Source organism: Burkholderia sp. YIM B11467 (assembly GCF_052952715.1).
Genome location: NZ_JBQVSQ010000013.1, coordinates 76714 through 100080 on the forward strand (window position 1 = coordinate 76714; position 23367 = coordinate 100080).

A 23367-nucleotide genomic window follows, 5' to 3' on the forward strand; every position below is an offset into this window, starting at 1 on the left:
GGAAGACATGGAATCCGGCAGAAGCGTCCCGAATACCGGTGGCTTGCTTGCGAGTGGACAGTCGGATGCCGGTTCGCCGCAGGCCGTTCTGGATACGATCGTACGCGGCGTGGAAGGCTTCCGGATCCCTGCCGAAACGGATTGGCCCACGGCGAAGCAATATCTTGTGGACGACGACCGACAGTGGAAATTCTCGGCTGTCCTGGTGGCGATCGTCGCGCGGCGCGAGCCGACGATCCTGCTCACCAAGCGTTCGTCGGGACTCAGCGAATATTCGTCGCATGTGAGTTTCCCCGGTGGGCGTCCGGCGGAATCCGACGGCAATATCGGCGCGACTGCACTGCGCGAAGCGTTCGAGGAAATTCGCCTCGAGCCCGGCGCGATCCGGGTGGTCGGGTGCCTGCCGATTCATAAAACCCGAAAGCGCAATCACGCCATTTTTCCGGTGATCGGCATCGTGCCGGAAACGGCCGAATGGGAAGCGTCCCCGGCCGAAGTCGAGGCGATCTTCGAGTTTCCGTTCGCCACGCTGCTGAATCCCGCTCTGCCGCGGCAATACAGTGAAGGCGAACGCGCCGGCGCCTGGTACTGGGCCGATCAGACGCAGGACATCTGGGGCGTGACTGCGGTCATCCTGAAGTCGCTTGCGGGTCTGGTTCTCGATGCCGCGCGATGACAGCGTGCGGCACAGGTCGCGGCCCGGGTCACGCGCCTCTCAATGCGACGACACAAAAACCGCATCCTCGAATGCCTCCGGAATTGCGAAGCTCTCGCGCATGCGCTGCGTCTCCTTCGCCGGCGTCAAGCCGAACAGACGCTTGAATTCCCGGCTGAACTGTGACGGGCTCGTGTAACCGACCGCGTAGCCGGCCGCTTCCGCCGTCAGGTCCTGGCGCACCATCAGCAGCCGCGCCTGATGCAGGCGCGTCGACTTCAGGTACTGCATCGGCGACACCTGCGTGATCGCCTTGAAGTGGCTGTGAAAGCTCGGCACGCTCATGCCGGCTTCGTCGGCCAGTTGCGGCACGTCGAGCGGCTGCGCGTAATCGGCATGGATCACGCGCAGTGACCGGCCGATCCGGCCGAACTGCCCGCGCATCGCCAGCGCGCTGCGCATCGCGCTGCCCTGCGCGCCGGTCAGCACGCGGAAATACAGCTCACGTAGCAACGCCGGGCCGAGCACCGCGGCTTCGAGCGGCCGCTGCATCGCCTCGACGAAACGCAGCACCGATGCGTGCATCGCTTCATCCATCGGCGTCGACATCATGCTCCTCGGCGCCTGCACGTGTTCCGCCACACCCTCGCGGTCGATCTGCGCCGCGAGTTCGGCGGCCATCGTGAAATCGAGGTGCAGGTACAGCGCGAGAAGCGGGCGCTCGGGTGTCGCGTCGGTTTCCATGCTGAACGGCACGGGCACGGACACCGCCAGATAGTGGTGCTCGTCGTACAGATAGCGCTCGCCGCCGAAGTAGCCGCGCTTGCACCCTTGGCAGACGATCACGATGCCGGGGTCGTACAGAACCGGCGTGCGCGACAGCGCGCGGTTCGAGCGCAGGATGCGGACGCTCGGCAGCGCCGTCAGGTTGTAGCCTTCGTCGGGCGCCAGCGCGCGCAGCAGCGTGACCAGGCGCTTCCGGTTGCGCGGCGACAGCGACGGAGGCTGGGTGGAGGTAAGTGCGGCGCTCATAGTTTTGTGCAAGAAAATCAGCGGAATCGGGCTTATTCGATATTGTTCGTCAGACTAGCATGCATGCTTCAATCGACATTCGGGAGAAGCGAAATGGCATCCGGCAACATCATGCTCATCACCGGCGTCAGCAGCGGTTTCGGCCGCGCGCTCGCCCAGGAGGCGCTGGCGGCAGGCCACACGGTGGTCGGTACCGTGAGAACCGCGCAGGCGGCGCAGGATTTCGAATCGCTGTCCGCGCAGGCGGCTGTCGCGCGCGTGCTCGACGTGACCGACTTCGAGCGCATCGACGGCGTGGTCGCGGAAATCGAGGCGAACGTCGGGCCCGTCGACGTGCTGGTGAACAACGCCGGTTACGGTCACGAAGGCGTCATGGAAGAAGCGCCGCTCGCGGAGATGCGCCGTCAGTTCGACGTGAACGTATTCGGCGCGGTCGCGATGATGAAGGCCGTCGTGCCGTTCATGCGCGTGCGCCGGCGCGGCCGCATCCTGAACATCACGTCGATGGGCGGCCACATCACGATGCCGGGAATCGCTTATTACTGCGGTAGCAAATTCGCGCTGGAAGGCATTTCCGACACCCTCCGCCAGGAGCTCGAGCCGTTCGGCATTGCCGTGACGGCCGTGGCGCCCGGTTCGTTCCGCACCGACTGGGCCGGCCGCTCGATGGCGCGCACGCCACGCACGATCGTCGACTACGACGCGATCTTCGATCCGATCCGCAAGGCACGCGAGGAGAAGAGCGGCAAGCAGCTGGGCGATCCCGCGAAGGCCGCGCGCGCGATGCTCGCGGCGATCGCGGCGGAACATCCGCCCGCGCACCTGCTGCTCGGCAGCGATGCGCTGCGGCTCGTGCGGAACAAACTGGCGGCGCTGGAAGAGGAAATCCGTGCGTGGGAGGCCGTGACGGTGTCGACGGATGGTTGATCATCGACCGGGCGGGGGGGGCGGGAGTTGTTGGTGCGATGCGGCAGGGCAAGAAAACGGCTTGACCGACAGTCCGTCAGGCTTGGTGTGCCTCTTGTCCGCGCACCGACATCGCTCGCATCCCGGGTGTTCATTTCCCATCAGAGGAGGGGCGGCAATCGCTGCACGCTGCTGCATCGTGGCTTCACAATAATGTCCGATAATGGCTCCCGGCCGTACGCCGTGTTCGTCCACCTCACCGGAGTCAATCGCGATGCCATACGTCACTACGCAGGATAACGTCGAGATCTTCTACAAGGACTGGGGCCCGAAGGACGCACAGCCCATCGTCTTCCATCATGGCTGGCCGTTGTCTTCCGACGACTGGGATGCGCAGATGCTTTTCTTCGTACAGAAGGGCTATCGCGTGATCGCGCACGACCGGCGCGGCCACGGCCGGTCGGCGCAGGTCTCGGACGGCCATGACATGGATCATTACGCAGCGGACGCGTTCGCGGTCGTCGAGGCCCTCGACCTGCGCAATGCGGTGCATATCGGTCATTCGACCGGCGGCGGCGAAGTGGCCCGCTATGTCGCGAAGCACGGCCAGCCGGCCGGGCGCGTCGCGAAGGCGGTGCTGGTCAGCGCGGTGCCGCCGTTGATGCTGAAAACCGAATCGAACCCCGAAGGCTTGCCGATCGAGGTGTTCGACGGCTTCCGGAAAGCGCTTGCCGACAATCGCGCGCAGTTCTTCCTCGACGTGCCGAGCGGCCCCTTCTACGGTTTCAACCGGGCCGGCGCGACGGTGCATCAGGGCGTCATCCGGAACTGGTGGCGGCAGGGGATGGAGGGCAGCGCCAAAGCGCATTACGAAGGCATCAAGGCCTTTTCGGAAACGGACCAGACCGACGATCTGAAGTCGATCACCGTCCCGACGCTCGTGCTGCATGGCGAAGACGACCAGATCGTGCCGATCGCGGACGCCGCGCTGAAGTCGATCAAGCTGCTGAAGAACGGCACGCTCAAAACGTATCCGGGGTATTCGCACGGCATGCTGACGGTCAACGCTGACGTCCTCAACGCCGACCTACTGGCTTTCGTGCAGGCGTAACGGTGTCGGCAGGCGATCCGGCAGCGCCGTTGGGAACGGCGGCCGGATCACCTGCCGTATCCATCCGTACTCACCGCGTTGATTGCCACGGACCGCCGGGCGCGATGACGGCCGGACCGGTTGCGGCATCTCGCAGCCGGCGCATGACTTCCAGCACTTCGTGCCGATCACATTCATGCCGCCGACTTTATCAATCGAAAGAAATGCTGCGTTGCGGGTGTGAGTGTGTCATGGCACTCCGCTTTTGAGCTGCTACAAACAATTGGGCTGGATCGAAAAACGTAAATCCAACCCCTATCGTCAAATACCGATAGTTTCCAGGTGATTTTATGATTATCGAATGGCGAAGCGAGTGGCCGGTGAGCCATTCGCGCAATTATTGCCGTAGATAAACAAATTTCTATTTTCGGAATATGCCGAGTAAATCAGAGGGTACACTTCCTTGGCGCCGAATAAATAGGAGCCGTCACCAATGGTCACCAGCAGGTTGCCGGTGGCGTCGGTTTCGATCTTGTCGATCTTGCCGGCCTTGCAAAGTGCCTGCGCAGAAGCGTACGAGGAGGCGAACATCAGAGCTGAAAAAAGCACAGTCGCAATCTTTTTCATGTTTTTCCTAGGGTAATGAATGGAGTAATGCGGGTTTGTGTCGCATGATCATGCCCGGGACTACATGTCTGCTTTTCTAGATCGCTGATTCTCAAATATCGAGAAGTCCGCGATGGCCTGGCCATGCCGAAACTCACAACTAATTAATGTTTGAAAAAATATTTTATGCGCTCCGTCATCTTGTCTATTTCGAATCGCGATGCTGCGGAGCACAACGCATACTATTGATCGGAATCGGTGGATTCCAATCAAAATTATTTATCGGTAATTCAATGCGATAATTCCCGTATGAATTTTTCCTGTAAATTTTCCGTGATGCTGTTTTTATTTATTGATTGCTGTCGGAAATTGAATAATCGGCAATGACTATTGATTCGATAGTTGATCGTGTTGTGAACTGGCAGGCCAGGCGCACGGGATTGGCGCCAGAAATGTTGACGATCAAGTGCAGCAGTACCGGCCGGATTCCATGTCTTGCCGTGCACCCGGGCGTCCCCGACGTCATTCGGCGTTGCCTCATCGGTCGCGAACGTCAAGCGCCGCCCGGCGGCATCGATCGAACGACTGCCGGATTCACCGCCAAAGCCGCACGTTTCAGCCCAACCCGTTGAAGCGGACGCCCGGATACGTCAGCCGCGGCATCCGGCTTTCCAGGAACGCATGCAGTTCGCGCACTTGCGCAGCCTTGCCGGAGTCTTCCGGCCAGACGAGGTAGTACGCGTCACCGGTGCTGACGGCCGTCTTGAACGGCAACACCAGTTGCTTTTCATCGATGGCCTTGGCGCACAGCGCCAGGTCGCCGATCGAAATGCCGTGGCCCGCTATGGCCGCCGCGATGCCCTGTTCGAGCATGTCGAACACCTGCCCGCGCGTGATGTCCACCTCCAGGTCGTGGCCGCTCGCCTTGAGCCAGCGGCGCCAGTCGCGGCGATCGGGCGACGGGTGGATCAGTTCGCACGCGGCCGGATTCGCGCGTGCGACTGTCGCGGTTGCGCGCGAGCACACCGGAATCAGCCATTCGTCGAACAGCTTCACGCTGTGCGTGTCCTCGCCGAACCTGCCTGCGCCGAGCAGGATCGCGCAATCGTAGGATTCGCTGAAAAAATCGACGGTATCGACATCCATCCACACGCTCGCGATCTGCACCTCGAACGAGGGCCGCGTCTCGCGAAAGGCGGCGAGCGCGTCGAGCAGCCAGCGCATGGTGAGCGTGGAGGGCGCCTTGAGCCGCAGCACGTCGCGTTGCGACCGGAACAGCATGCACGCTTCCTCGATCTGCCGGAAACCGCGCCTGAGGCCCGACGCGAAGATGTGCGCTTCCGCCGTCACGGTCATTCTCGGGCCGCGCCGGACGAACAGCTTTCGGCCGAAGTAGGCCTCGAGCGTCCGGACGTGTTTGCTGACCGCGCTTTGCGTCAGGCTCAGTTCGTCGGCGGCCAGCGTAAACGAGCCGGTGCGCGCGGCGCTTTCGAACGCGCGCAACGCATAGACGGGAGGAAGCGGTTTGGCCTTCATGGGTTTTTAGTGTGAATAAAACTCATGTCGTGCGACAGGATTTTCCGTTTTTCAGCGGCGAATGGGCGCGCGATACTACGAAAAACCGCGAAATTTACCGCACGGGGCGTCCATGATGCCATCGCGACGAGCCGGTGCGTCAAACCATCAAACAACTTTTTGTCATGTCACTCCACTACCCGCTGCTGTTCGCCTATCTTGCCGCGATCGTGTTGCTGATCGCGACGCCCGGCCCGGTCGTCATGCTCGTGGTCGGCACGGTTGCGCGGCGTGGCTTCCGCCAGGGCGTGCTGACCGCGGTGGGCGCGAATGCCGCGAGCCTCGTGATGATCGCGGGAGCGATGCTGATGGTGTTCGGCGTCGTGCTCGTCAGCGATCGCCTGCTCAAGGGGTTGCATGTGCTCGGCTGCGTGTTCATCGCGGTGCTGGCAATCCGGACGCTGCTTGGCGAATGGCGCGCGGGCCGCACACGCGCCGGCGATGGCGATGCGCAACGCGAACCGGTAGCGCGGGTGCGGCGTTTGCCCGGCGTCGTGCGCGGTTTTCTGGTCGGCATCGCGAACCCGAAGGACCTGCTGTTCTTCGTCGCGTTCTTTCCGCAGTTCGTCGGCATCACGCCGGATTCGCGCGTGAGCCTGGCCATCCTCGCCGCGTTGTGGATCGCGGTCGATTTCACGATCCTGACCGGCTACATGGCCGCGATCAACCATCCGCTGATCCATCGGAAGCAGCGCTGGATCACCGCGTCGTCGGCGGGCGCGTTGCTCGTGATCGCGCTTGCCGGGCTCGGCGGTGCGATCTCGGGTGGGGCGTAGCGAGCCGGCGATTTGCGTTACGCTTCGTTTGCCCTGATCTTCCTATCGAGCTCATCATGTCCAGCACCGACCAGACTTTCTCCGAACACCTTTTTTCCTATGGCACGCTGCAACTCGAACAGGTGCAGCTCGCAACGTTCGGCCGCAAGCTCGACGGTCATGAGGACGCGATGCCCGGTTACGCGATGACGATGCTGAAGATCGACGACCCCGAGGTGGTCGCGACGAGCGGGAAGACGCATCATCCCGTGGTGGCCTATACCGGCCAATCCGGCGACCGCGTCACGGGCACCGTGTTCGCGATCACGCGCGAAGAGCTCCAGCACGCGGACGACTACGAAGTCGACGCGTATCGTCGCGATCGCGTCGTGCTCGAGTCGGGCGTCGCGGCATGGGTGTACGTGGACGCCAGTTCGCCGCGCCCGGACTGAAGCCGGTTCGCGGGCGGGATCGCTGTTGCCGGGTTTTCGCCCGTCAGTCGTTGCGCAGAAACATGACGTAGCCGCGGAATCACGGAGTCGTCGAGAGGCAGGGCGGCGGGTCCCACTCGCCGCCGCATTCGTTGTTGCCCGTCGGCGCATGGCACTTGACGGAAACGGATCAGGCCGACGATCTGAAGTCGATCACCGTCCCGACGCTCGTGCTGCACGGCGAAGACGACCGGATCGTGCCGATCGCGGACGCCACGCTGAAGTCGGTCAAGCTGCCGAAGAACGGCACGCGGATTATTGGCACGGCATGCTGACGGTCAACGCCGACCTGCTGACTGTCGTGCAGGCGTAACGGTGTCGGCGCATGCACGCTTCCTCGATCTGCAGGAAACCGCGCCTGAGGTCCGACGCGCAGATGTGCGCTTCCATTGTCACAATCATTCTGGGACCGCGCCGGACGAACAGCTTCCGGCCGAAGCAGGCCTCGAGCGTCATGACATGCTTTCTGACCGCGCTTTGTGTCAGGCTCGGTTCGTCGGCGGCAAGCGTAAACGAGCCGGTGCGCGCGGTCTTACGACGTCGCGCGATCTATGTCGTATTTACGAATGATGTGCACGAAATAGACTGTTTGATGAGCACCGGGAAAGATTCGGCAAGTTCGGTTGAAAGCCGACGCCCGACCACGCTCAGGATTGCAGTTCGGGTTGATTGGTTCGAGTCCGATCACGCAGTGCCGGCGCCGTCGGATTGAGCTTTTCATACAGGGGATATGCATGTGCGCCGACGCGCGAACAGGCGGCCGGGTATCAAGCGCGGCTACGTGCCGATGCTCGGTTGCCGTTGCCCCATCGTATCGGTGGAGCAATTTAATTTCGTAGTGCAGATCATCCGGCGGGTATGCCACTCTTCGGACGATCTCGTTGCACGAACGCTCCGCAGCCGTCATCAGGCCGTGACGGGCGAACGCGCATGCGAGGGGAACCATGGATAAGTCATTCAACGTATTCGTTTCTAATGTAGCTGTCTTCGTGATTTGCACTGCATCTCTCGTCTCGTCGCCGTCCGTTGCCTTCACGTCGGGAGGCGCGTGGCAAGCACACATGTCGCGCAAATCGCAGATGCTTCCGGTCGTGACCGTCGCGCCAACGGCGAACGGCGGCGATCAGACCGACGCGTTGCAGGCAGCGTTCGATGCGTTGCAGCCGGGTCAGCGCCTGGTGCTGGCGCCGGGAAGTTATTCCGTAAGCCGGTCGTTGACGGTCGCGAAGGTGGACGTCGTGATATCGGGCTATGGTGCAACGCTGGTCGCCACGAATCCGGGCGACCAGACCATCGTGATGAGTGGCAGCGGTTCGACACTCGTCGGCGTGACGTTGATCGGCACGGGCACGACACGGCTCGTGACGCGCGAGTCGACCAAAGTCGAGGTGACGGGCACGGGCGTTCAAGTGCTCGATGTGAAAATTCAAGGCGGGGCCAGCGCCGGGATCTTCGTGTACGGTGGCACCAATGTTGCGATCGTGAACAACACCGTGCGGTCGACGCTGGCCGACGGCATCCATACGACCTACGGTTCGAGCAACGTGCTCGTGCAGGGGAATACCGTGACTGGCACCGGCGACGACCTGATCGCCGTCGTCAGCTACCAGGCCGACGGCCGCATCAGCAGCAACGTGCTGATCGACCATAACTCGGTGTCGGGCAATTACTGGGGGCGCGGCATCGCGGTGGTCGGCGGGCAGGCCGTGACGATCTCGGACAATACCGTCGACGGCGTGCAGAAAGCGTCGGGCATCCTGGTTGCACAGGAGGCCAGCTGGAACACGTATAACGCGACGAACGTCGTCGTCAGCAACAACACCGTGTCGAACATCCAGAACTCGAACGTGAACAATGGACTGCAGCCGACGCAACTGGCCGCGATTCGACTGAGCGCGTGGCCGGGAACCGTGTCGTCGGTTGACGTGAAAGACAACCGAGTGTCGAACTCAGGTTATTCGGGATTCCAGGCGGAGGGGAATATCTGCCAGTTCAGCGTCACCGGCAATGTGTTCTCATCGATCGCGGGCGCGGTAGTGTCGCTGCTGCAGAGCGGATGCACCGCGAGCCAGGTCGTCGCAACGGGTAACACGCTGGGCGGAGTCGCGCTGGTGTCGCCGGTCGGCGCTTCCACGTCCGCGACGATCTGGGCGGGTGGCGCGTTGACTACAACGCTGCCGACCGTGCGCTGGAGTCTGATGCAGACGAAGTGACCCTGACCCGGGAAATGGTCCGGTTCAAAAGCAGAGAGCTTGTCGCTCGTGTTCATGACTGGCAGCCAGGTTTCCTGTTCCTCGTATGCGGGCTTCCGGGCGGTTGGGAACGTCTGCCAGTCTCTTGTCTTCGCCGATGTGTTCGCGTCGATAACAGGTGCGCCGGTCTCGGTACTGTCGCAAGGTTGCACACCGAGCTCGGCCGATTTCCGGGTGCAGGCAGGCCATGGGCGCGAACCCGACACTGTGCGCGGCGCCATGCCGGCGATCAGGTCAAATGAGGCCGGCCTTCCGCCCCGCGACCGCGGCCTGCGTGCGATTGAGCACGTTCAGTGCCTTGAAGATTGATGTGATATGCGCCTTGACGGTTTTTTCCGAGAGGCCCAGCTTGTCCGCGATGACCTTGTTGGGTACGCCAGCGGCCACGTAGCGAAGTACTTCGATCTGGCGCTGCGTCAGCAGCATGTCCATCGGTGCCGATGACTGCGCTCGAACGATGCCGGCGTGTCGCGAAACAAGTTCGTCCAGAACGATCGGCGGAACATAGCGTTCTCCTTCCAGCACCATTTTCATGGCCGTCATCAACGTGTGCAGACTGGACGTTTTTGTCACATAACCCAGTGCGCCATGCGCGAACGCGTTCCGCACGTCCTGCGGGTTTTCAGACGCGGAAAAAATGACGATTGGCAACGCGGGGCGGATCTTCGCGAACTCGGTGATGGCCGCCTGACCGTCCATCCCTTTCAGTGTCAGGTCCAGCAATACGGCATCCAGATCGATGTGCTGATCGAGCATCCGCATGGCTTCATCGGCGCTGCTTGCTTGTACGACGACCGTGTCGTCGCCGCCCAGCTGAAGCAGCTTTGCAACACCATCCCGCAAGACAGGATGGTCGTCGACGATCAATATTTTCACGAGGTTGGATCGGGCGTTAAGAGAACTACGATGGGGACCGTCGTCAGGCATCCCGATTTCGTTGCGATGCCATGTCCTAAGACTTTAGTCCAATTTCCATGTCGTGGGTCCTGAGGCTTTGATTCAGTTTCGCTTGGGTCGATCGCACGCCGAATGTCGGATTTACAATTGCGTCGGAATTGGCAAGACTAGATCGCGCCGGTATGTAATGTGATGGAGGTGTCGATTTGACCAGGATCGCCGTCCGGCGAACGCCTTACATGGATGCGTGTCGAGAACGGCCGCTTGGTGTTTCTGTTGATCTACAGAACATTGCCGGGCGATCAGCGTGGCCAACCGGCACATTAATCCTTTTCATGCATGAATCGAGATGAATGGCGATTGCTATCGAGTGACGTGACGCAATTCGCGAACCGGGCATGTTTCGCTTGAGTATCGTGGGTGACGTCGCGAGCGTCCTGGAACATGAGATAGAAGAGCGGCACGCTCTAGCCATCCGCACTGTCCGATCCGGTTGCGATGAGATTGCCGATTGCCGCTCTCAGCTTGCCGTGCGGAATCGGTTTGTGAAGTAAAACAATTCCGCTTGCGTGCGCATCGGTCAATCGGTCAGCGGCCGTATCACCACTAATCAGCATGGCTGGAATGTTGTGGTTGTATTCCATGCGGACTCTTTCGATCACGGTGATGCCGTTCTCGCCGCCACGCAGGCGGAAATCGCAGACCAGCAGGTCAGGCCGCCTGGCGCAAGTCGAGAGGCTCGCGATGGTCTCGTCTCCCGAGCCGGCCGCAACGACTGCGTATCCCCACATCTTCAGAAGTTTCGACATCGCGTCACGTATGGGCTGTTCATCGTCGACGACCACCACGAGCCCAGCCGTGGATGACGTGTCGTGACCTTCACCGACGGGGATCTCGAGCGGCATTGGCACACGGTCCGAGCGTTCGATCGCAATCTCGAAGCACGACCCTCGGCCAGGCTCCGAGCGCACGGCCGGCTTGCATCCAAGGAGGTCGGCCAGGCGTCGAACGATTGCCAGACCGAGCCCGAGTCCTTGTTCGCGATCCCGCTCGGAATTGCCGATCTGGTAGTACTCCTGGAACACGAGGTCGAGCAGGTCGTGCGGGATGCCACGCCCCGTGTCCCATACCTGAACGGCGACATGTGTGCCGCGGAGCCGGCATCCCACGACGATTTTTCCGGCGTCGGTATAACGCACCGCATTGGACACCAGGTTGCGCACGATCCGCTCGACCAGTATCGGATCCGAATACACGACTGCGTGAGTGGGAACACGGGAAAGCGCGAGCCCTTTAGCCGAGGCATCGCTCGCGTAGTCGCGACAGATTCGAGCGAGAACCGCGTCGATCGCGAATGATTGGTATTGCACCTCTACGACACCCGCATCGAGCTTGGAAATGTCGAGCAGGGCGGCGAAGAGCTTGTCGAGGGCCGCGGTGGAAAATTCGATCTGCTCGACGAGGAGTTTTCCGTCCGGGTTCATCGGGATGCCACGAAGTGCGCCGACCAACAGTCCGAGGGCGTGCGACGGCTGGCGCAGGTCGTGACTGGCCGCTGCGAGAAAGCGGGACTTCGCGAGATTGGCCTCTTCCGCGATCTGCTTCTGGTTTCTCAGGTCATCCGCCAGTTTGACAACGACATCGTTTTGAGCCTGAAGGTCGACAGCCAGCTTTTCCGCCGCATATCTCAATCTGATGTTCTGCGTTGCCGTCCGGTTGGCGAGGATGCCGAGGTAGCCGATCACGCAGACAAACAGCGACATCATGGGCGCGGTGGCTTGTTGCACATGGTTCTGCGAGAGGGCGGCGGCGGCGACATAAGGCAGGGTTGCAGGCAAAAGAAACGCCAGGAACGCAGGGAAATATGCGCTGAAGACCGGGACGGAACCTGCTACGACGCCAAGCGTGGCGGTAACCGCGAGATACTGGATTTCGAAGCTGCCGGCGGTGACCAGTCGAATCGATGACCATCCCCATCCCATTCCCGCAGCGAGACTGAAAGCGGTGAACCACGCGGCCCAATATGGCCACCTGCTGACGGATGATGCCGATTTCTTGTACAGGCGGGAAAGTATGATGTGACCACCCGAACATACCCCGATGTATAGAACCCACGCAGGACCGATCACAAGATCGAGTTGCCCGAGGCGGTGAAGCGAAACGGCGAGCACCACCGCAAGCAGCGTGCCTCCGGTGACACTGAGCTCGACAATGCCGTACACGATCTTGAGCTGTTCGGATGCAATTGTGTCGTTGAATTGTGTCGTCGTATTCATCAATCGTTCTCGCCAATCCGGATTCGATACGAATATGCGGCTTCGGAAGATCATCAACGCACGCGGCCACTTTTAGCCGGGACTCGATTTGACAGGGAGTCGGGCCGACAAAGAACGAGTCATCAATGGGGGATGCGTTTCTCCTTGGCGAGTTCGAGCGAATCGAGGACAGTACGCATCGGCGTCGTGTCATAAAACCAGCGCCCCGGATGCTCTCGTTCATTGTTGTACTGGTCGAGCCACGCATCAAGGTCTGTCTCGGATTTGTATTTCTGTACTTTCCGATTCGCGTGCGTGATCGCCGTTGCCGGGTTTCCGCCGGTCAGTCGTTGCGCAGGAACACGACGTAGCCGCGGAACCACGGATTCGTCGCGAGGTAAGACGGTGCGTCCCACTCGCCGCCCTGGATCACGCCGATGCGAAACGGCAGTTGGAGCCGCGCGACGCGCGGCAGGTAGGCGGCATAGTCGGGGATCGTGCTGCGCCCCTGGTAGGTCTGCACGATGACCTCGTCGACGATGCCCCTGAGCTGGTTGACCTGGTCGGTATCGATGCGGCTGCTCCAGTCGAGCAGCCCGGTGATGCTCAGCCGGCAATCGGCGGGCAAGGTTGCGCGCAGCGTCCGCAGGAATTCGAGGTAGTCCTGCAGATGGCGCGTACGCGCATCGAAGTCGATCTGGATGCCGGTGATCGTGCGGCCCGACGCGCGCCAGCGCTGGAGCTGCGCGAGCATGATCTCCGTGACGCGCGGTGTCCAGCGCAGCGTATGCGCGCGATAGACGAGCCAGACGCGCGCATTCGGCGCGGGCGGCAGTGCGACGCCCTGCGCGATGACGCGCACCTGCGACTCGTCGCGCGGCGACGCTTCGATCTGCCCTTGCAGCACGTAGACGGTGCGTGCGCCATGCACGACCGCCTGCGGCTTCACGCCCGCCCACAGCCAGAACGCGTCGTACCGTGACGCATCGACCGTGCCGGCCAGCGCGACGCGTCCGGCCAGCAGCAGCGCGATGCACACGATACGCGTCATGCCGCGCTTACCAGTAGTAGCGGAGCTTCTGCGCCCACGGGCTGCCCGGATAGGTGGCCTTCAGCGTGTCGTACCAGCGCTTGCGGGTGTTCTTCGGCACGTCCTTGCCGCCGCATTCGTTGCTGCCCGTCGGCGCATAGCACTTGATCGCGCGGTAGAACGCATACGCGCGGTCGTTCGGGTTCGCCTGCGCATCGGCCATCACCGTCACGTAGCTCGACATCCGCTCGTACGGTTTGCCCGTGAACTGCGATGGCGAGGCGCCGAGCGTCGGCGGGATGCGCGTGGTGCTCGCCGACGACGCGTTGCGCATCCACGGCGGTACCGGATCGCTTTCGAGGCCGAACGCGGGCGGATGCAGGCGCACGAAATCGGCGAGACAGTTCAAGCCTTTCGCATCGCCGGGATTCTGCTGGAGCGCGGTAGCGATGTCGTGCGCGGACAGGCACGCGTAGCCGTCCTCGTTCTTGGCGCCGGGCGCGGTGAACGGTTTCAACGGATCGGCAGGCGTGCCGGACACCAGCGCGGCATCGGCGATGAACTCGGCGTAGTGCGAGCGCGTGAGCTCCTTGTACAGCAGCGTGTATAGCGCGGTGTCGCGCAGCGCGCCGCCGGTTGCCTGGTTCTGTGCCTGCGCGCGCAGCAGGTCCGCGTTGGCCGAACGCTGCAGCAAGACCGCACGGATCGCGGCGTTCTGCACGAGCGAATCGTCGGCGAACACGTCGTTGACGAGGCCGGCCTGTTCCAGGTTGATCGCGAGCGCGAGTTCCAGCGCCTCGCGCTGGAAGCGGAATTTCGCGAGCGGGATCAGGTCGCGCCACAGCTGGCGGGCCTTGTCGGTCTGGCCGCTATCCTCCAGCGCGAATGCGCGCAGCGCCTGCTGGCTCAGGCCGAAGTAGTCGAGCGGCGCGGCGGGCGTCTGCGGCAGCAATTCGAGGGCTGCGTCGGGCTTGTGCCCGATCTGGACATACCAGGTTGCGAGCAGATAGTCGTGGAGCGCGGGCGCGCTCGCGAAGCGCGGCTTCTGCGCCTGCAACTCGTCGAGCGTCAGCGGCTTGTCGCGGCTCGTGTCGCTGCTGTTCGACGTGCGCATGCGCAGCAGGTCGACGGTCGCGAGCACGGTCGGCGACTGGATCTGGCGCGCGTCGAGTTCCGACCCAAACAGCAGCTTGCTGTCGAGTTCGTTCGCCAGTTGCATCAGCGGCACGTTCGAGGTCTTCGGTGACCAGTGCGCGAGTGCATTGCCGTACAGGTCGGCCTGTTGCGTGACGTTCCCGCCGAGCCACGCGACGCGTCGCAGCAGCCCCGTCGCGGACACCGCATAACGCCCTTGCGGATACACCTTCAGGTAGGTGCGAAACACCGTGTTCGCTGCGTCGAGCGAGACCTTCGCCACGCGCGCGCGCGACGGCGTCGGGTTGTCGTTGTCGAACACATTGGCCTGCGCGGCGTTCAACTGCGCGCGTCCGGCCATATAGAGGCCGGTTTCCTTCAACCATGGGTTCGCGCTGTGCGATGCGTTCGCGAATGCCTTGGTCGCGGTGGTGAAGTCGGCGCGGTAGAACGCGTTCGTGCCGTCGAGGTAGGCGGCGAACTGCTGACCGAGCGGCGACTTGACCGCGGGCCGCGTCCACGCGGCGCTCGCGCCGCCCGCGGGGCAGGTCTTGTGCGCGATGTCGGCGCGTGCCGTGCTCAAGCGTGTGGCTTCGTCGGCGGGGATGCCACCGGCGGCGTCCAGCGCGTCGTTGAACGCGTCGGTGCCGGCGGTCATGCTGCGGCAGATGCTGCCTTCGCCGTCGGCGTACTGATTCGACGGCGCATCGGTATCCGACGCGGCGCCGGTCTTGTCGGGCTGCTTCTGGCCGATGTCGATCCACCCGGAAAAGTCCATCGGGAACGGCACGATGATCTGGTTGATCCGGTCTTTCGCCGGGATGGTCTTCGGGTCCGGGAATACCTGCGCGACCTTGCTGCTATCGACCATCAGCAGCATCGCGTTGACGCGCGTGTCGTTGGCGGGGCTCAGCATCGGCACGTTGCCGCACGAGTAGGTGTTTTGCCGGAGCGTGGCCGGCACGTTGCAGCTGTCGTCCGAGCTGGCGTGGGCGCCGGGGATCCAGAGCAGGCTGGCCGCCAGCGCGGCGAACAGGTTTCGGTGCAGCAACGGGGTTTTAGGCATTTTTCTTATGCTGGTTGGGGCCGCGATGGCCGGGTCTCTCAGGGGGCGCCGTGCCCCGGCGCGTATCGTACCTCACGGGCGGCGCGTTGCCGTCGTGCGGCGGCCCGGCTTGCGCATCACGCGCACACGCTGCTTGCGACGCCGCCTTCATCCGCATCGCCGATCGCGGCGCGCAAGTCGTCGATCGCCACCATCAGTTCGCGGACCTGCCGCAACGACGGATATTGATGCAGCACCGCATGCCATTGCGGCAGCGTCAGCAGTGCGTGCCAGATGACGCCGAGGCCGCCCGGATCGGCGTCCGGCTGCTGCGCGAGTGCGCTCGCGTATTCGAGGCTTGCGGACGCCGACAGCAACTGCATCCGGCTCGCGGCACCCAGCAAACGCGGCGTCGCGTCGGCGGACGCGTCGCAGCAATAGAGCGCTTCCCGTTGCAGCGCCGCGTCGTCGGTCGTCAACGCGCGGAGCGACGCACCGTGCACGCGCACCGTGCCCTGGTGCGTCTCGAACGAATAGACCGTGTCCGGGTCGGCCTGCGCGAGCAGGTTCAGGCCGCGCAGCAGGCGCGGCAAATCGGTCGTCGCGGCATCCGCGGACGCTTTCGCCTCGACGAGGAAACGAACGTTCCAGATGGGCGCCGCTTCGTCGCCGCGCGGGCGTTCGAGCAGGATCGCGTCCCATTCGGTTTTCGCGCGGTCGTGCCGGCCCGGTATCGACGACGGCACGCGCATCGACGTGACCACGCGGTACGTGCGCCGCTCGTCCACCGCGTCGAGCCTGCGGGCCAGTGCCTCGAGCACCTGCGCAGCCAGCGCTTCGACGGCCGCGCCGCGCTGCTGCGAAGCCGCGCCCTGCGCGACGGCGATCGTGCTGCCTTCGAGCGGACCCTGGCGAACCCATAACGCGCGGTATCGACGGACGTGTTCGTCCGATGCCAGTGCGTCGACACGCAGCATGCGTTCGAGCGCGGGGCTGTCTTTCAGCTTGACGATGTCCTGCTCGAACGCGGCGTCGGTTGCCATGTCGGGCAGCGCGAGCAACGCCTGCAGCGTTGCATGAAGATCGGCCCACGACGCGGAAGTGGCGGCCGCATGCAGCCGCGCGAGCCCGTCGCGTTGCCACGCCTGCGCGCTGCGCTCGAGCTTGGCCGGGTGCGCGATCGCGTTGACGGCCGAGTGCAGCGCGCGCCGGTCCTGATCGGCATGCGCGGACAGCGACGCGTATTCGCGCACGCTCGGTGCATCGTGCCGCAGCACCGCGGCCTGAAACGCGGGATCACCGGATCGCGTATCCACGGCGTCGCGGATCATCCGCGCGAGCGCACCGACGAAGCGCTGCTGCAACTCCGCGCCGGGAGACTGGCCGTCGCCGCGCAGGCGACGCGCTTCCTCGATCGTCGTCGCCAGGATGGTGGCCGGGTTCGTGGCATCGGTCAGCGACGACGTGCTGTCGAGCGGCGGCAGGCGGTAACGGCGCGCGACGGTGCGCAGCGTTTCGTCGAGCAGGGCGGGAAGCGGTGTCAGCGACATGGCGGTTATCGGAATGAGCGCGATTCGCATGCCCGGGGTTCGGGTCGGGTCGCGCGATGATGTGCAACGTTATCACGACGGATCGGGTCGAGCCGATGGCGACGGGCTTGCGGCGGCGCGGGACGCGATCGCACGCAACATCAGTCGCGCGCAAAGTCCTTGGTCAATGTCTCGATCGTCAGGTTTTCGTCTCGCGGCATGCCGACGCCTGCGTCGAACGGGTAGCGCATCAACTCGCCGGTTCGCGTGTAACCGCGGCGCAAATAGAAGTCGATCAGTTCGTGACGCACCGACAGGACGACCATGACAGCCTTCCCGATGTTCCAGCGCCGGATCGCGAATTGCTCGGCCTCGTTCAGCAGTGCTTTCCCGAGTCCGTGGTCCTGCATGGTCGGCGATACGGCCAACGTGCCGATGTAGGCCGCGTCTCCGGTTGCCTTGACTTCGATGCAGCCGGCAATGCGTTCTTCCACCTCCGCGACCAGCAATACGGAATCCGGTGCCTGCAACGTATCGACGAGCTGGGATGACGTAATCCGCGGGCCTTCGATGATCGCCGCTTCGTGCGTCCATCCGGCCGCGGTTGCAGTCGGGCGGTACGCTGCATTGACGAGTTGAACGAGTGCGTCGACGTCGTGTTCGTTTGCTGCTCGGTAGCGGGCGATGCCCTTGATCGCGTCGGTCGTTTCACCCATTGAATCACTCCGTTTTCGTTGCCGCGGTTCGTCCCGAACGTCACGTCAGCCAAGGATATATGAACCGCCGAACGAAGCCGGCATCCGTCAGGCGCGGCCGACCACACGGCAATCCATATTTCGCATCTCGCTGAAGCGTTCGGGCCCGGCCGTCGGCACAATCTGCTCATGCGACCCGATGCGAACCGGGGCGATCCCAACCTCGCCACGGACCGAGAACGCGAGCGACCCGACATGCAGCCAGCCGTGCCCCGCAGCCATCCCGCCGTCGCCGATCTGCTCCTGCTCCTGACGCTCTCGACGTTATGGGGCGCTTCCTATACGTTCATCCGGATCGGCGTCGCAACGATTCCGCCGCTGACGCTGATCGCCGCGAGGACCTTGATCGCGGGCTCGGTGCTGCTGCTGTGGATGCGCATCCGGCGCATTCCGATGCCGCGCGACCTCGCGGTCTGGCGTCGCTTCGTCGTGCAGGCGCTGCTGAACAGCGTCGTTCCGTTCACGCTGATCGCGTGGGCCGAACGTTCGGTTGAAGCCGGTCTCGCGACGATCCTCAATTCCGCGTCGCCCGTGCTCGCGTTCGTCGGCACCTGGCTGATCACCCGCCATGAACCGCTGACGTCGCGGAAGCTGTTCGGCGTCGTCGCGGGGCTGGTCGGCATCTCGCTGGTGGTCGGCGTCAGCGCGTTCGACGGACTCGGCCGGCAACTCGTCCCGCAACTGGCGATCGTCGCGGCGACCGTCTGCTACGCGGGCGCGGCCATCTACGGGCGGTCGTTCAACGGGTTGTCGCCGGCGGCGCCGGCTGCCGGCTCGCTCATGGTCGGCGCGATCGTGCTGGTGCCCGCCAGCATCGTCGTCGACCGACCGTGGACGCTTCATCCGTCGTGGCAGTCGCTGCTGGCGCTGGCGGCGCTCGCGGTTTTCTCGACGGCGCTGGCGTTCGTCATCTACTTCCGGCTGGTCCAGACGCTCGGCTCGGTCGGCACGACAGCGCAAGCGTATCTGCGGGTTCCGATCGGCGTCGGCATCAGCATCGTGCTGCTCGGAGAGTCGCTGTCGGTGTCGGCGTGGCTGGGGCTCGGATGTGTGGTCGCGGGCGTGGCCGCGATGACGCTGCCGTCACGCAAGGCCGGGCAGCAACGCACCTGACGACCGCAACGAAGCGGGTCGCGCGGCCATCACACCGCGGCAAGCGACAGGCCAGGCCTGTCCGCGTGCCGCGCGCGCATCACGCCGTCAACGTCACCGACAGGCTGCCGAGCTCGCCGAAGCGGACCGTCAGCGCATCGCCGAGCGGCACGTCGATCGCGCCCGCGTACGAGCCCGTCGTGACGATCTGACCGGCGCGCACGGCATCGCCGCGCGACGCGAGGAAGTTGACGAGCCACACCAGCGGCTTCAGCGGATCGCCGTCCGGATGGCGGCCGTCGATCGCGCGGTTCAGCGCGCCTTCGAACGACAGCGCCAGCGTCGCGAGCGGCACGTTCAACCCGTCGTGCACGACCGGGCCGACACACAGCCCCTGGTTGAACTGCCCGTCGGCCAGCAACTCGAATTTCGACGCGCGCGCCGGCTCCGCATAACGGCAGCCGAGCACCTCGAGCACGATGCGCACTTCGCGGATCGCGTCGCGCACGTCCTGCTCGTCGTACGGCTGCGCGCGCGCGGGCAGGTCGCGATCGAGCACGAAGGCGATTTCCGGTTCGATCCGCACGATCGGCCCGCCGACGACGCGGTACGGCGCATCGGCTTCGCGGATCGTCGACGCGAAGATCGGCGCGAGGATCACGCGGTCGGGCGGCGGCAGCGCGCATTTCCATCCGCCGACGGGTTCGCCGAGCAGGTCGGCAACGCGCTGCTGGATCGTGAGCGCGGTGTCGACGTCCTCGGGACGCAGTGCATCGGGCAACAGCGGGCCGGGCGAGCCGGCATGGCGGGCGGCGACGAGATGCTGGGCGGCGCCGTCCACGCGTTCGGTAGTCGTTGTCATGTCGGTTGAGCGAGTTGAAGGTGAGCCGGCAAAAAAGGGCCGGACGAAAGTCGCACATTCGATGATAGCGCCTTCGGCGCGATGATCGCTCGATCCGGTCGCGCATGGACGGCCCGAGGCCGCCACGGCACGCCCCCGGGATATCCCCTAGACGATCGATTCACCCCGGCGCTTGCAAGCCGGGCACGTTGTGCGACACAATAGGGAAAGCGCTTTCCCAAATGAATCGACCGACGGGAAACGCGGGCTTCCAGCGCGACGGAACACGGCCGCACACCGCACGTCACTGGCCGTGCGCAACGATTCAACAACAACGTGGAGACAGCAGATGTTCAACAGGCTTCGGGCGGCAACTTTCGCAGTCCTTTCAGTACTGGCGGCGCAGGTGTGCGCCGCGCCGGTCACGCTCGACGTGACGGGCTGGAAGGGCGGCGGCGCCGAGCCCGCCAACATGGCGGCGCTGATCGCAAGGTTCGAGAAGGAAAACCCCGACATCAAGGTCAAGTTCGAATACATGTCGCGCAACGACACGACGACGGTCGTGTCGTCGCGGCTGCAGGGCGGCAACGGGCCCGACGTGCTGATGGTCGACCGCGAGCTGATGCGGCAATGGCAGGGCGCGCATCAGCTGCTGGACCTGAGCGCCGAGAAGTGGGTGCCGACGATCTGGCGCGGCGTGCGCGGTCACACGCAGATCGGCGGGAAGACCTACATGCTGCCGATGGAGCTGGTCGGCATCGGCCTGTTCGCGAACCTCGACCTGTTCAAGCGCGCGGGCGTTGCGACGGTGCCGACCGACGTCGACCAGTTGAAGGCCGCGTGCGGGAAGCTGGCGGCGGCCGGCATCACGCCGATGCTGCTGCCCGCGAAGGAAGGCTGGGCACCGGCGGCGCTCGTGATCGCGTCCGGGCTGGCGGCCGGCGGCGGCGACGCGGATGCGCGCGCCGAGTCGTTCGTCGGCGCGGGCAGCGCACGCTTCGCGGCCGATCCGGCGTTCAAGCAGTCGATGGCCGCGCTGAAGGTGCTCGCGGACGCGAAGTGCTTCGTGCCGCGCCTGAACAATGGCGTGAGCGCGTGGAGCACGGGGCTCACCGAGTTCCAGGCCGGTCGCGTCGCGATGATGCCGCAGGGCGCGTGGAATATCGCGAAGTTCAGCGCGACGAAGGGGCTCGCGTTCCAGTTCGCGCCGCTGCCCGCGCTCGTGCCCGGCAACGGGCCGGTCGCGCTCGACATGCTCGGCACCGCGTGGGCGGTCAACGCGGCGTCGCACCAGGCCGACGCCGCGAAAAAGTGGCTCGCGTTCTGGGCGCGCCCCGACAACGATCGGCAGTTCCTCGACGCGGAAGCCGCGTTCAGCCCGTTCGAGGGCGGCACCGACGCGATGCCGCCGCAGGCGCAGCCGTACGCGGCCGCGCAGAAGAACGGGCACGTCGTGCTGTATCCGAAGGGCGTGTGGGCCGGCTCGCTGTTCACGGCGATCTGGAATTCGATGTCCGCGTATTTCCTCGACATCGGGCAGGACCCGGCGAAGCTGCTCGCCCGCTGGGATGCGGCCGCGCGATGAACCGCCGCTCCGCTGACATGTGCCGTGCCGCGCGAGGTCGCGCGGCGCGATTCGACGAAGGAGGTGCGCGATGAAGCGCAACCGGACCTTGCTGTGGTGCGCCGTTCCGGCGCTCGCGCTGTACGCGCTGCTGAGCCTGTACCCGCTGTTCAAGGCCGCGCGGATGAGCCTGACGGATTTTTCCGGCGTGGGCGACGCGCACTGGATCGGGCTCGCGAACTATGCGGCGGCGTTTCGCGATCCCGCGAGCCTGCATACGCTCGTCGTCACGTTCGCGTACGCGGCGATCGTCGTGATCGTGCAGAACGGGCTCGGGCTGCTGTTCGCGGCGCTGCTGTTCTCGCTGCCGCGGCTGCGCGGCGCGTTGCGCGTCGGGCTGCTGGTGCCGAGCATGTTCTCGGCGGTGATCGCCGGGTTCGTATGGGAATACCTGTACTCGCCGCTCGGCGGCGGCATCAACGAGTTGCTGCATCTCGTGCATCTCGACGCGCTGCAGCAGGTGTGGCTCGGCGATCCGTCGGTCACGCTGCCGGCCGTCACGGCCGTGCACGTGTGGATGTACGTCGGTTATTCGACGGCAATTTTCCTCGCGGGCTACCTGAACATTCCGTCGGAGCTGCACGACGCGGCGAAGCTCGACGGCGCGAACGCATGGGTGCGCTTCACGCGCATCGACCTGCCGCTGCTCGCGCCGGCCTTCACCGTGAACATCACGCTGAGTACGATCGGCACGCTGAAGACCTTCGAGCTGCCGCTCGTGCTGACCAACGGCGGGCCGGACGGCGCGACGACCACGCTCGGGCTGCAGATCTTCCACAGCCTGTTCAACGACTACAAGTTCGGCTTCGCGAGTGCGCTGTCGATGATCATGCTCGCGATCGTCGTGGTGGTCGCCACCACCCAGAACACGATCCTGCGCCGCCGGGAGGACAACCTGTGAACGTCATCCGTCAACGCTTTCATGCGGACCGTCCGGCCGCCGGCACGTCCGGCGGCGGGCTGCGCGCGGGCACGCTGCTGCGCCGCATGCCGGGGTTCGCGCGGCTGGTGGCCGCGATCGCGATCGTCGCGATCGTGCTGCTGCCGACGATCTACATGGTGCTGATGTCGCTGCGCACCGGCGACGACATCATCGCGCGCCCGCTCGGGTTGCCCGACCACGTGTTCTTCGGCAACTACGCGGCCGTGTTCACGCAGATGAACTACTGGCGCAGCGTCGCGAACACGATCGGCATCACGCTCGCGGTCACGCTGCTCGTCGCGCTGCTGTCGTCGCTCGCGGCCTATCCGCTGGCGCGCGTGAAGGGCCGGCTGTCGACCGCGGTCTACATCGTGCTGACGCTCGGCCTGACGATCCCGATGTTCGTCAGCCTGACGCCGCTCTACGTGCTGTTCCGCGACCTGCACCTGCTCAATACGTATCTCGGCGTCGTGCTCGCGTACACCGTGCAGAGCCTGCCGCTCGGCGTGTTCTTCTACACGAGCTTCCTGAAGCGGATTCCGCTCGAGCTGGAAGAAGCCGCCGTGATGGACGGCTGCAGCCCGCTGCAGGTGTACTGGTACATCGTGCTGCCGCTGCTGCGGCCGATCACGGGCACGCTTGCGATGTTCGTCACGCTGTCGGTGTGGAACGACCTCGTCTATCCGCTGCTGTTCCTGACCGACTCGTCGAAGTTCACGATCACGGTCGCGGTGTTCCGCTTCATCGGCACCAACGACATCGATCCGACCAAGCTGTTCCCGGCGGCCGTGATGGGCACGCTGCCGCTGCTCGTGCTGTTCTTCCTGCTCCAGCGCAGGATCGTCGCGGGCATCACGGCCGGCGCGGTCAAGGGGTGAAAC

At 64.3% G+C, this 23367-nt stretch carries 21 protein-coding genes and 1 pseudogene; 11 read left to right on the top strand and 11 right to left on the bottom strand.

Annotated elements, in window-relative coordinates:
• Window positions 1-7: 7 nt before the first annotated feature.
• Window positions 8-676: an NUDIX hydrolase gene (locus ACTRWB_RS32535; RefSeq protein ID WP_446904307.1), complete on the top strand. Its 669-nt coding sequence runs from the start codon at window positions 8-10 to the stop codon at window positions 674-676.
• A gap of 39 nt (window positions 677-715) precedes the next feature.
• On the opposite strand, the gene ACTRWB_RS32540 is transcribed toward ACTRWB_RS32535, so the two are convergent.
• A complete protein-coding gene (locus tag ACTRWB_RS32540) occupies window positions 716-1687 on the bottom strand; it encodes an AraC family transcriptional regulator (protein WP_193102948.1) in 972 nt (323 codons plus the stop codon).
• 93 nt (window positions 1688-1780) lie between these two features.
• Between ACTRWB_RS32540 and ACTRWB_RS32545 the strand changes: the two genes are divergently transcribed.
• Both ACTRWB_RS32545 and ACTRWB_RS32550 read left to right on the top strand, forming a co-directional pair.
• Entirely contained in the window at window positions 1781-2614 is an 834-nt protein-coding gene (locus ACTRWB_RS32545; protein ID WP_446904308.1) for an oxidoreductase, read from the top strand.
• A 253-nt stretch (window positions 2615-2867) separates the two neighbouring features.
• Complete coding sequence (locus ACTRWB_RS32550) at window positions 2868-3704, top strand: alpha/beta fold hydrolase (protein ID WP_193102946.1); 837 nt, start codon at window positions 2868-2870, stop codon at window positions 3702-3704.
• A gap of 333 nt (window positions 3705-4037) precedes the next feature.
• Here ACTRWB_RS32550 and ACTRWB_RS32555 read toward each other — a convergent pair whose 3' ends face one another.
• Window positions 4038-4310: a hypothetical protein gene (locus ACTRWB_RS32555; RefSeq protein ID WP_193102945.1), complete on the bottom strand. Its 273-nt coding sequence runs from the start codon at window positions 4308-4310 to the stop codon at window positions 4038-4040.
• A gap of 594 nt (window positions 4311-4904) precedes the next feature.
• Complete coding sequence (locus ACTRWB_RS32560; RefSeq protein ID WP_446904309.1) at window positions 4905-5825, bottom strand: LysR substrate-binding domain-containing protein; 921 nt, start codon at window positions 5823-5825, stop codon at window positions 4905-4907.
• Between the two features lie 164 nt (window positions 5826-5989).
• On the opposite strand from ACTRWB_RS32560, the gene ACTRWB_RS32565 reads away from it, so the two are divergent.
• From ACTRWB_RS32565 to ACTRWB_RS32575, 3 genes and pseudogenes are all read left to right on the top strand, one after another.
• Window positions 5990-6640: a LysE family translocator gene (locus tag ACTRWB_RS32565; RefSeq protein ID WP_343494255.1), complete on the top strand. Its 651-nt coding sequence runs from the start codon at window positions 5990-5992 to the stop codon at window positions 6638-6640.
• Window positions 6641-6696: 56 nt separating this feature from the next.
• A complete protein-coding gene (locus ACTRWB_RS32570) occupies window positions 6697-7071 on the top strand; it encodes a gamma-glutamylcyclotransferase family protein (protein WP_446904310.1) in 375 nt (124 codons plus the stop codon).
• Between the two features lie 158 nt (window positions 7072-7229).
• Window positions 7230-7423 (top strand): annotated as a pseudogene (locus ACTRWB_RS32575) (alpha/beta fold hydrolase); the annotation flags it as partial.
• Here the strand turns inward: ACTRWB_RS32575 and ACTRWB_RS32580 are convergent.
• Window positions 7366-7659: a LysR family transcriptional regulator gene (locus tag ACTRWB_RS32580; RefSeq protein WP_446904376.1), complete on the bottom strand. Its 294-nt coding sequence runs from the start codon at window positions 7657-7659 to the stop codon at window positions 7366-7368. The pseudogene ACTRWB_RS32575 and the gene ACTRWB_RS32580 sit on opposite strands and share 58 nt — an antisense overlap.
• Before the next feature lie 512 nt (window positions 7660-8171).
• Between ACTRWB_RS32580 and ACTRWB_RS32585 the strand changes: the two genes are divergently transcribed.
• Window positions 8172-9323 carry a right-handed parallel beta-helix repeat-containing protein gene (locus tag ACTRWB_RS32585; RefSeq protein ID WP_446904311.1) on the top strand — a complete coding sequence of 384 codons (1152 nt, stop codon included), beginning with the start codon at window positions 8172-8174 and terminating at the stop codon, window positions 9321-9323.
• Window positions 9324-9596: 273 nt separating this feature from the next.
• Here ACTRWB_RS32585 and ACTRWB_RS32590 read toward each other — a convergent pair whose 3' ends face one another.
• The 6 genes from ACTRWB_RS32590 to ACTRWB_RS32615 form a co-directional block, all read right to left on the bottom strand.
• Window positions 9597-10238 carry a response regulator gene (locus ACTRWB_RS32590; protein WP_446904312.1) on the bottom strand — a complete coding sequence of 214 codons (642 nt, stop codon included), beginning with the start codon at window positions 10236-10238 and terminating at the stop codon, window positions 9597-9599.
• 488 nt (window positions 10239-10726) lie between these two features.
• Entirely contained in the window at window positions 10727-12535 is a 1809-nt protein-coding gene (locus ACTRWB_RS32595; protein ID WP_446904313.1) for an ATP-binding protein, read from the bottom strand.
• Window positions 12536-12857: 322 nt separating this feature from the next.
• Window positions 12858-13565, bottom strand: coding sequence for a DUF3142 domain-containing protein (locus ACTRWB_RS32600; protein WP_129517901.1), 708 nt, complete (start codon window positions 13563-13565; stop codon window positions 12858-12860).
• Between the two features lie 7 nt (window positions 13566-13572).
• Window positions 13573-15744 carry a hypothetical protein gene (locus ACTRWB_RS32605; RefSeq protein ID WP_446904314.1) on the bottom strand — a complete coding sequence of 724 codons (2172 nt, stop codon included), beginning with the start codon at window positions 15742-15744 and terminating at the stop codon, window positions 13573-13575.
• Between the two features lie 116 nt (window positions 15745-15860).
• Entirely contained in the window at window positions 15861-17273 is a 1413-nt protein-coding gene (locus ACTRWB_RS32610; protein WP_446904315.1) for a 3-deoxy-D-arabino-heptulosonate 7-phosphate synthase, read from the bottom strand.
• 140 nt (window positions 17274-17413) lie between these two features.
• Window positions 17414-17968 carry a GNAT family N-acetyltransferase gene (locus ACTRWB_RS32615; protein WP_446904316.1) on the bottom strand — a complete coding sequence of 185 codons (555 nt, stop codon included), beginning with the start codon at window positions 17966-17968 and terminating at the stop codon, window positions 17414-17416.
• Window positions 17969-18202: 234 nt separating this feature from the next.
• Between ACTRWB_RS32615 and ACTRWB_RS32620 the strand changes: the two genes are divergently transcribed.
• Entirely contained in the window at window positions 18203-19120 is a 918-nt protein-coding gene (locus ACTRWB_RS32620) for a DMT family transporter (protein ID WP_446904317.1), read from the top strand.
• A gap of 79 nt (window positions 19121-19199) precedes the next feature.
• On the opposite strand, the gene ACTRWB_RS32625 is transcribed toward ACTRWB_RS32620, so the two are convergent.
• A complete protein-coding gene (locus tag ACTRWB_RS32625; protein ID WP_446904318.1) occupies window positions 19200-19961 on the bottom strand; it encodes a 2-keto-4-pentenoate hydratase in 762 nt (253 codons plus the stop codon).
• Between the two features lie 328 nt (window positions 19962-20289).
• Between ACTRWB_RS32625 and ACTRWB_RS32630 the strand changes: the two genes are divergently transcribed.
• From ACTRWB_RS32630 to ACTRWB_RS32640, 3 genes are all read left to right on the top strand, one after another.
• Window positions 20290-21525, top strand: a complete 1236-nt coding sequence (locus ACTRWB_RS32630; protein WP_446904319.1) for an ABC transporter substrate-binding protein — start codon at window positions 20290-20292, stop codon at window positions 21523-21525.
• 70 nt (window positions 21526-21595) lie between these two features.
• Window positions 21596-22465, top strand: coding sequence for a carbohydrate ABC transporter permease (locus ACTRWB_RS32635; protein ID WP_011349624.1), 870 nt, complete (start codon window positions 21596-21598; stop codon window positions 22463-22465).
• Entirely contained in the window at window positions 22462-23364 is a 903-nt protein-coding gene (locus tag ACTRWB_RS32640) for a carbohydrate ABC transporter permease (RefSeq protein WP_193102932.1), read from the top strand. Before ACTRWB_RS32635 ends, ACTRWB_RS32640 begins: the two co-directional genes overlap by 4 nt.
• The last annotated feature ends 3 nt before the right edge of the window (window positions 23365-23367 follow it).

What these genes read in the sequence shown, in the direction of transcription:
- ACTRWB_RS32565 (WP_343494255.1), top strand. Translation starts at nt 5,990, where the DNA reads ATGTCACTCCACTACCCGCTGCTGTTCGCCTATCTTGCCGCGATCGTG.
- ACTRWB_RS32540 (WP_193102948.1), bottom strand. Translation starts at nt 1,687, where the DNA reads ATGAGCGCCGCACTTACCTCCACCCAGCCTCCGTCGCTGTCGCCGCGC.
- ACTRWB_RS32560 (WP_446904309.1), bottom strand. Translation starts at nt 5,825, where the DNA reads ATGAAGGCCAAACCGCTTCCTCCCGTCTATGCGTTGCGCGCGTTCGAA.
- ACTRWB_RS32620 (WP_446904317.1), top strand. Translation starts at nt 18,203, where the DNA reads ATGCAGCCAGCCGTGCCCCGCAGCCATCCCGCCGTCGCCGATCTGCTC.
- ACTRWB_RS32630 (WP_446904319.1), top strand. Translation starts at nt 20,290, where the DNA reads ATGTTCAACAGGCTTCGGGCGGCAACTTTCGCAGTCCTTTCAGTACTG.
- ACTRWB_RS32555 (WP_193102945.1), bottom strand. Translation starts at nt 4,310, where the DNA reads ATGAAAAAGATTGCGACTGTGCTTTTTTCAGCTCTGATGTTCGCCTCC.
- ACTRWB_RS32600 (WP_129517901.1), bottom strand. Translation starts at nt 13,565, where the DNA reads ATGACGCGTATCGTGTGCATCGCGCTGCTGCTGGCCGGACGCGTCGCG.
- ACTRWB_RS32545 (WP_446904308.1), top strand. Translation starts at nt 1,781, where the DNA reads ATGGCATCCGGCAACATCATGCTCATCACCGGCGTCAGCAGCGGTTTC.
- ACTRWB_RS32550 (WP_193102946.1), top strand. Translation starts at nt 2,868, where the DNA reads ATGCCATACGTCACTACGCAGGATAACGTCGAGATCTTCTACAAGGAC.
- ACTRWB_RS32570 (WP_446904310.1), top strand. Translation starts at nt 6,697, where the DNA reads ATGTCCAGCACCGACCAGACTTTCTCCGAACACCTTTTTTCCTATGGC.
- ACTRWB_RS32605 (WP_446904314.1), bottom strand. Translation starts at nt 15,744, where the DNA reads ATGCCTAAAACCCCGTTGCTGCACCGAAACCTGTTCGCCGCGCTGGCG.
- ACTRWB_RS32595 (WP_446904313.1), bottom strand. Translation starts at nt 12,535, where the DNA reads ATGAATACGACGACACAATTCAACGACACAATTGCATCCGAACAGCTC.
- ACTRWB_RS32615 (WP_446904316.1), bottom strand. Translation starts at nt 17,968, where the DNA reads ATGGGTGAAACGACCGACGCGATCAAGGGCATCGCCCGCTACCGAGCA.
- ACTRWB_RS32625 (WP_446904318.1), bottom strand. Translation starts at nt 19,961, where the DNA reads ATGACAACGACTACCGAACGCGTGGACGGCGCCGCCCAGCATCTCGTC.
- ACTRWB_RS32635 (WP_011349624.1), top strand. Translation starts at nt 21,596, where the DNA reads ATGAAGCGCAACCGGACCTTGCTGTGGTGCGCCGTTCCGGCGCTCGCG.
- ACTRWB_RS32535 (WP_446904307.1), top strand. Translation starts at nt 8, where the DNA reads ATGGAATCCGGCAGAAGCGTCCCGAATACCGGTGGCTTGCTTGCGAGT.
- ACTRWB_RS32610 (WP_446904315.1), bottom strand. Translation starts at nt 17,273, where the DNA reads ATGTCGCTGACACCGCTTCCCGCCCTGCTCGACGAAACGCTGCGCACC.
- ACTRWB_RS32585 (WP_446904311.1), top strand. Translation starts at nt 8,172, where the DNA reads ATGTCGCGCAAATCGCAGATGCTTCCGGTCGTGACCGTCGCGCCAACG.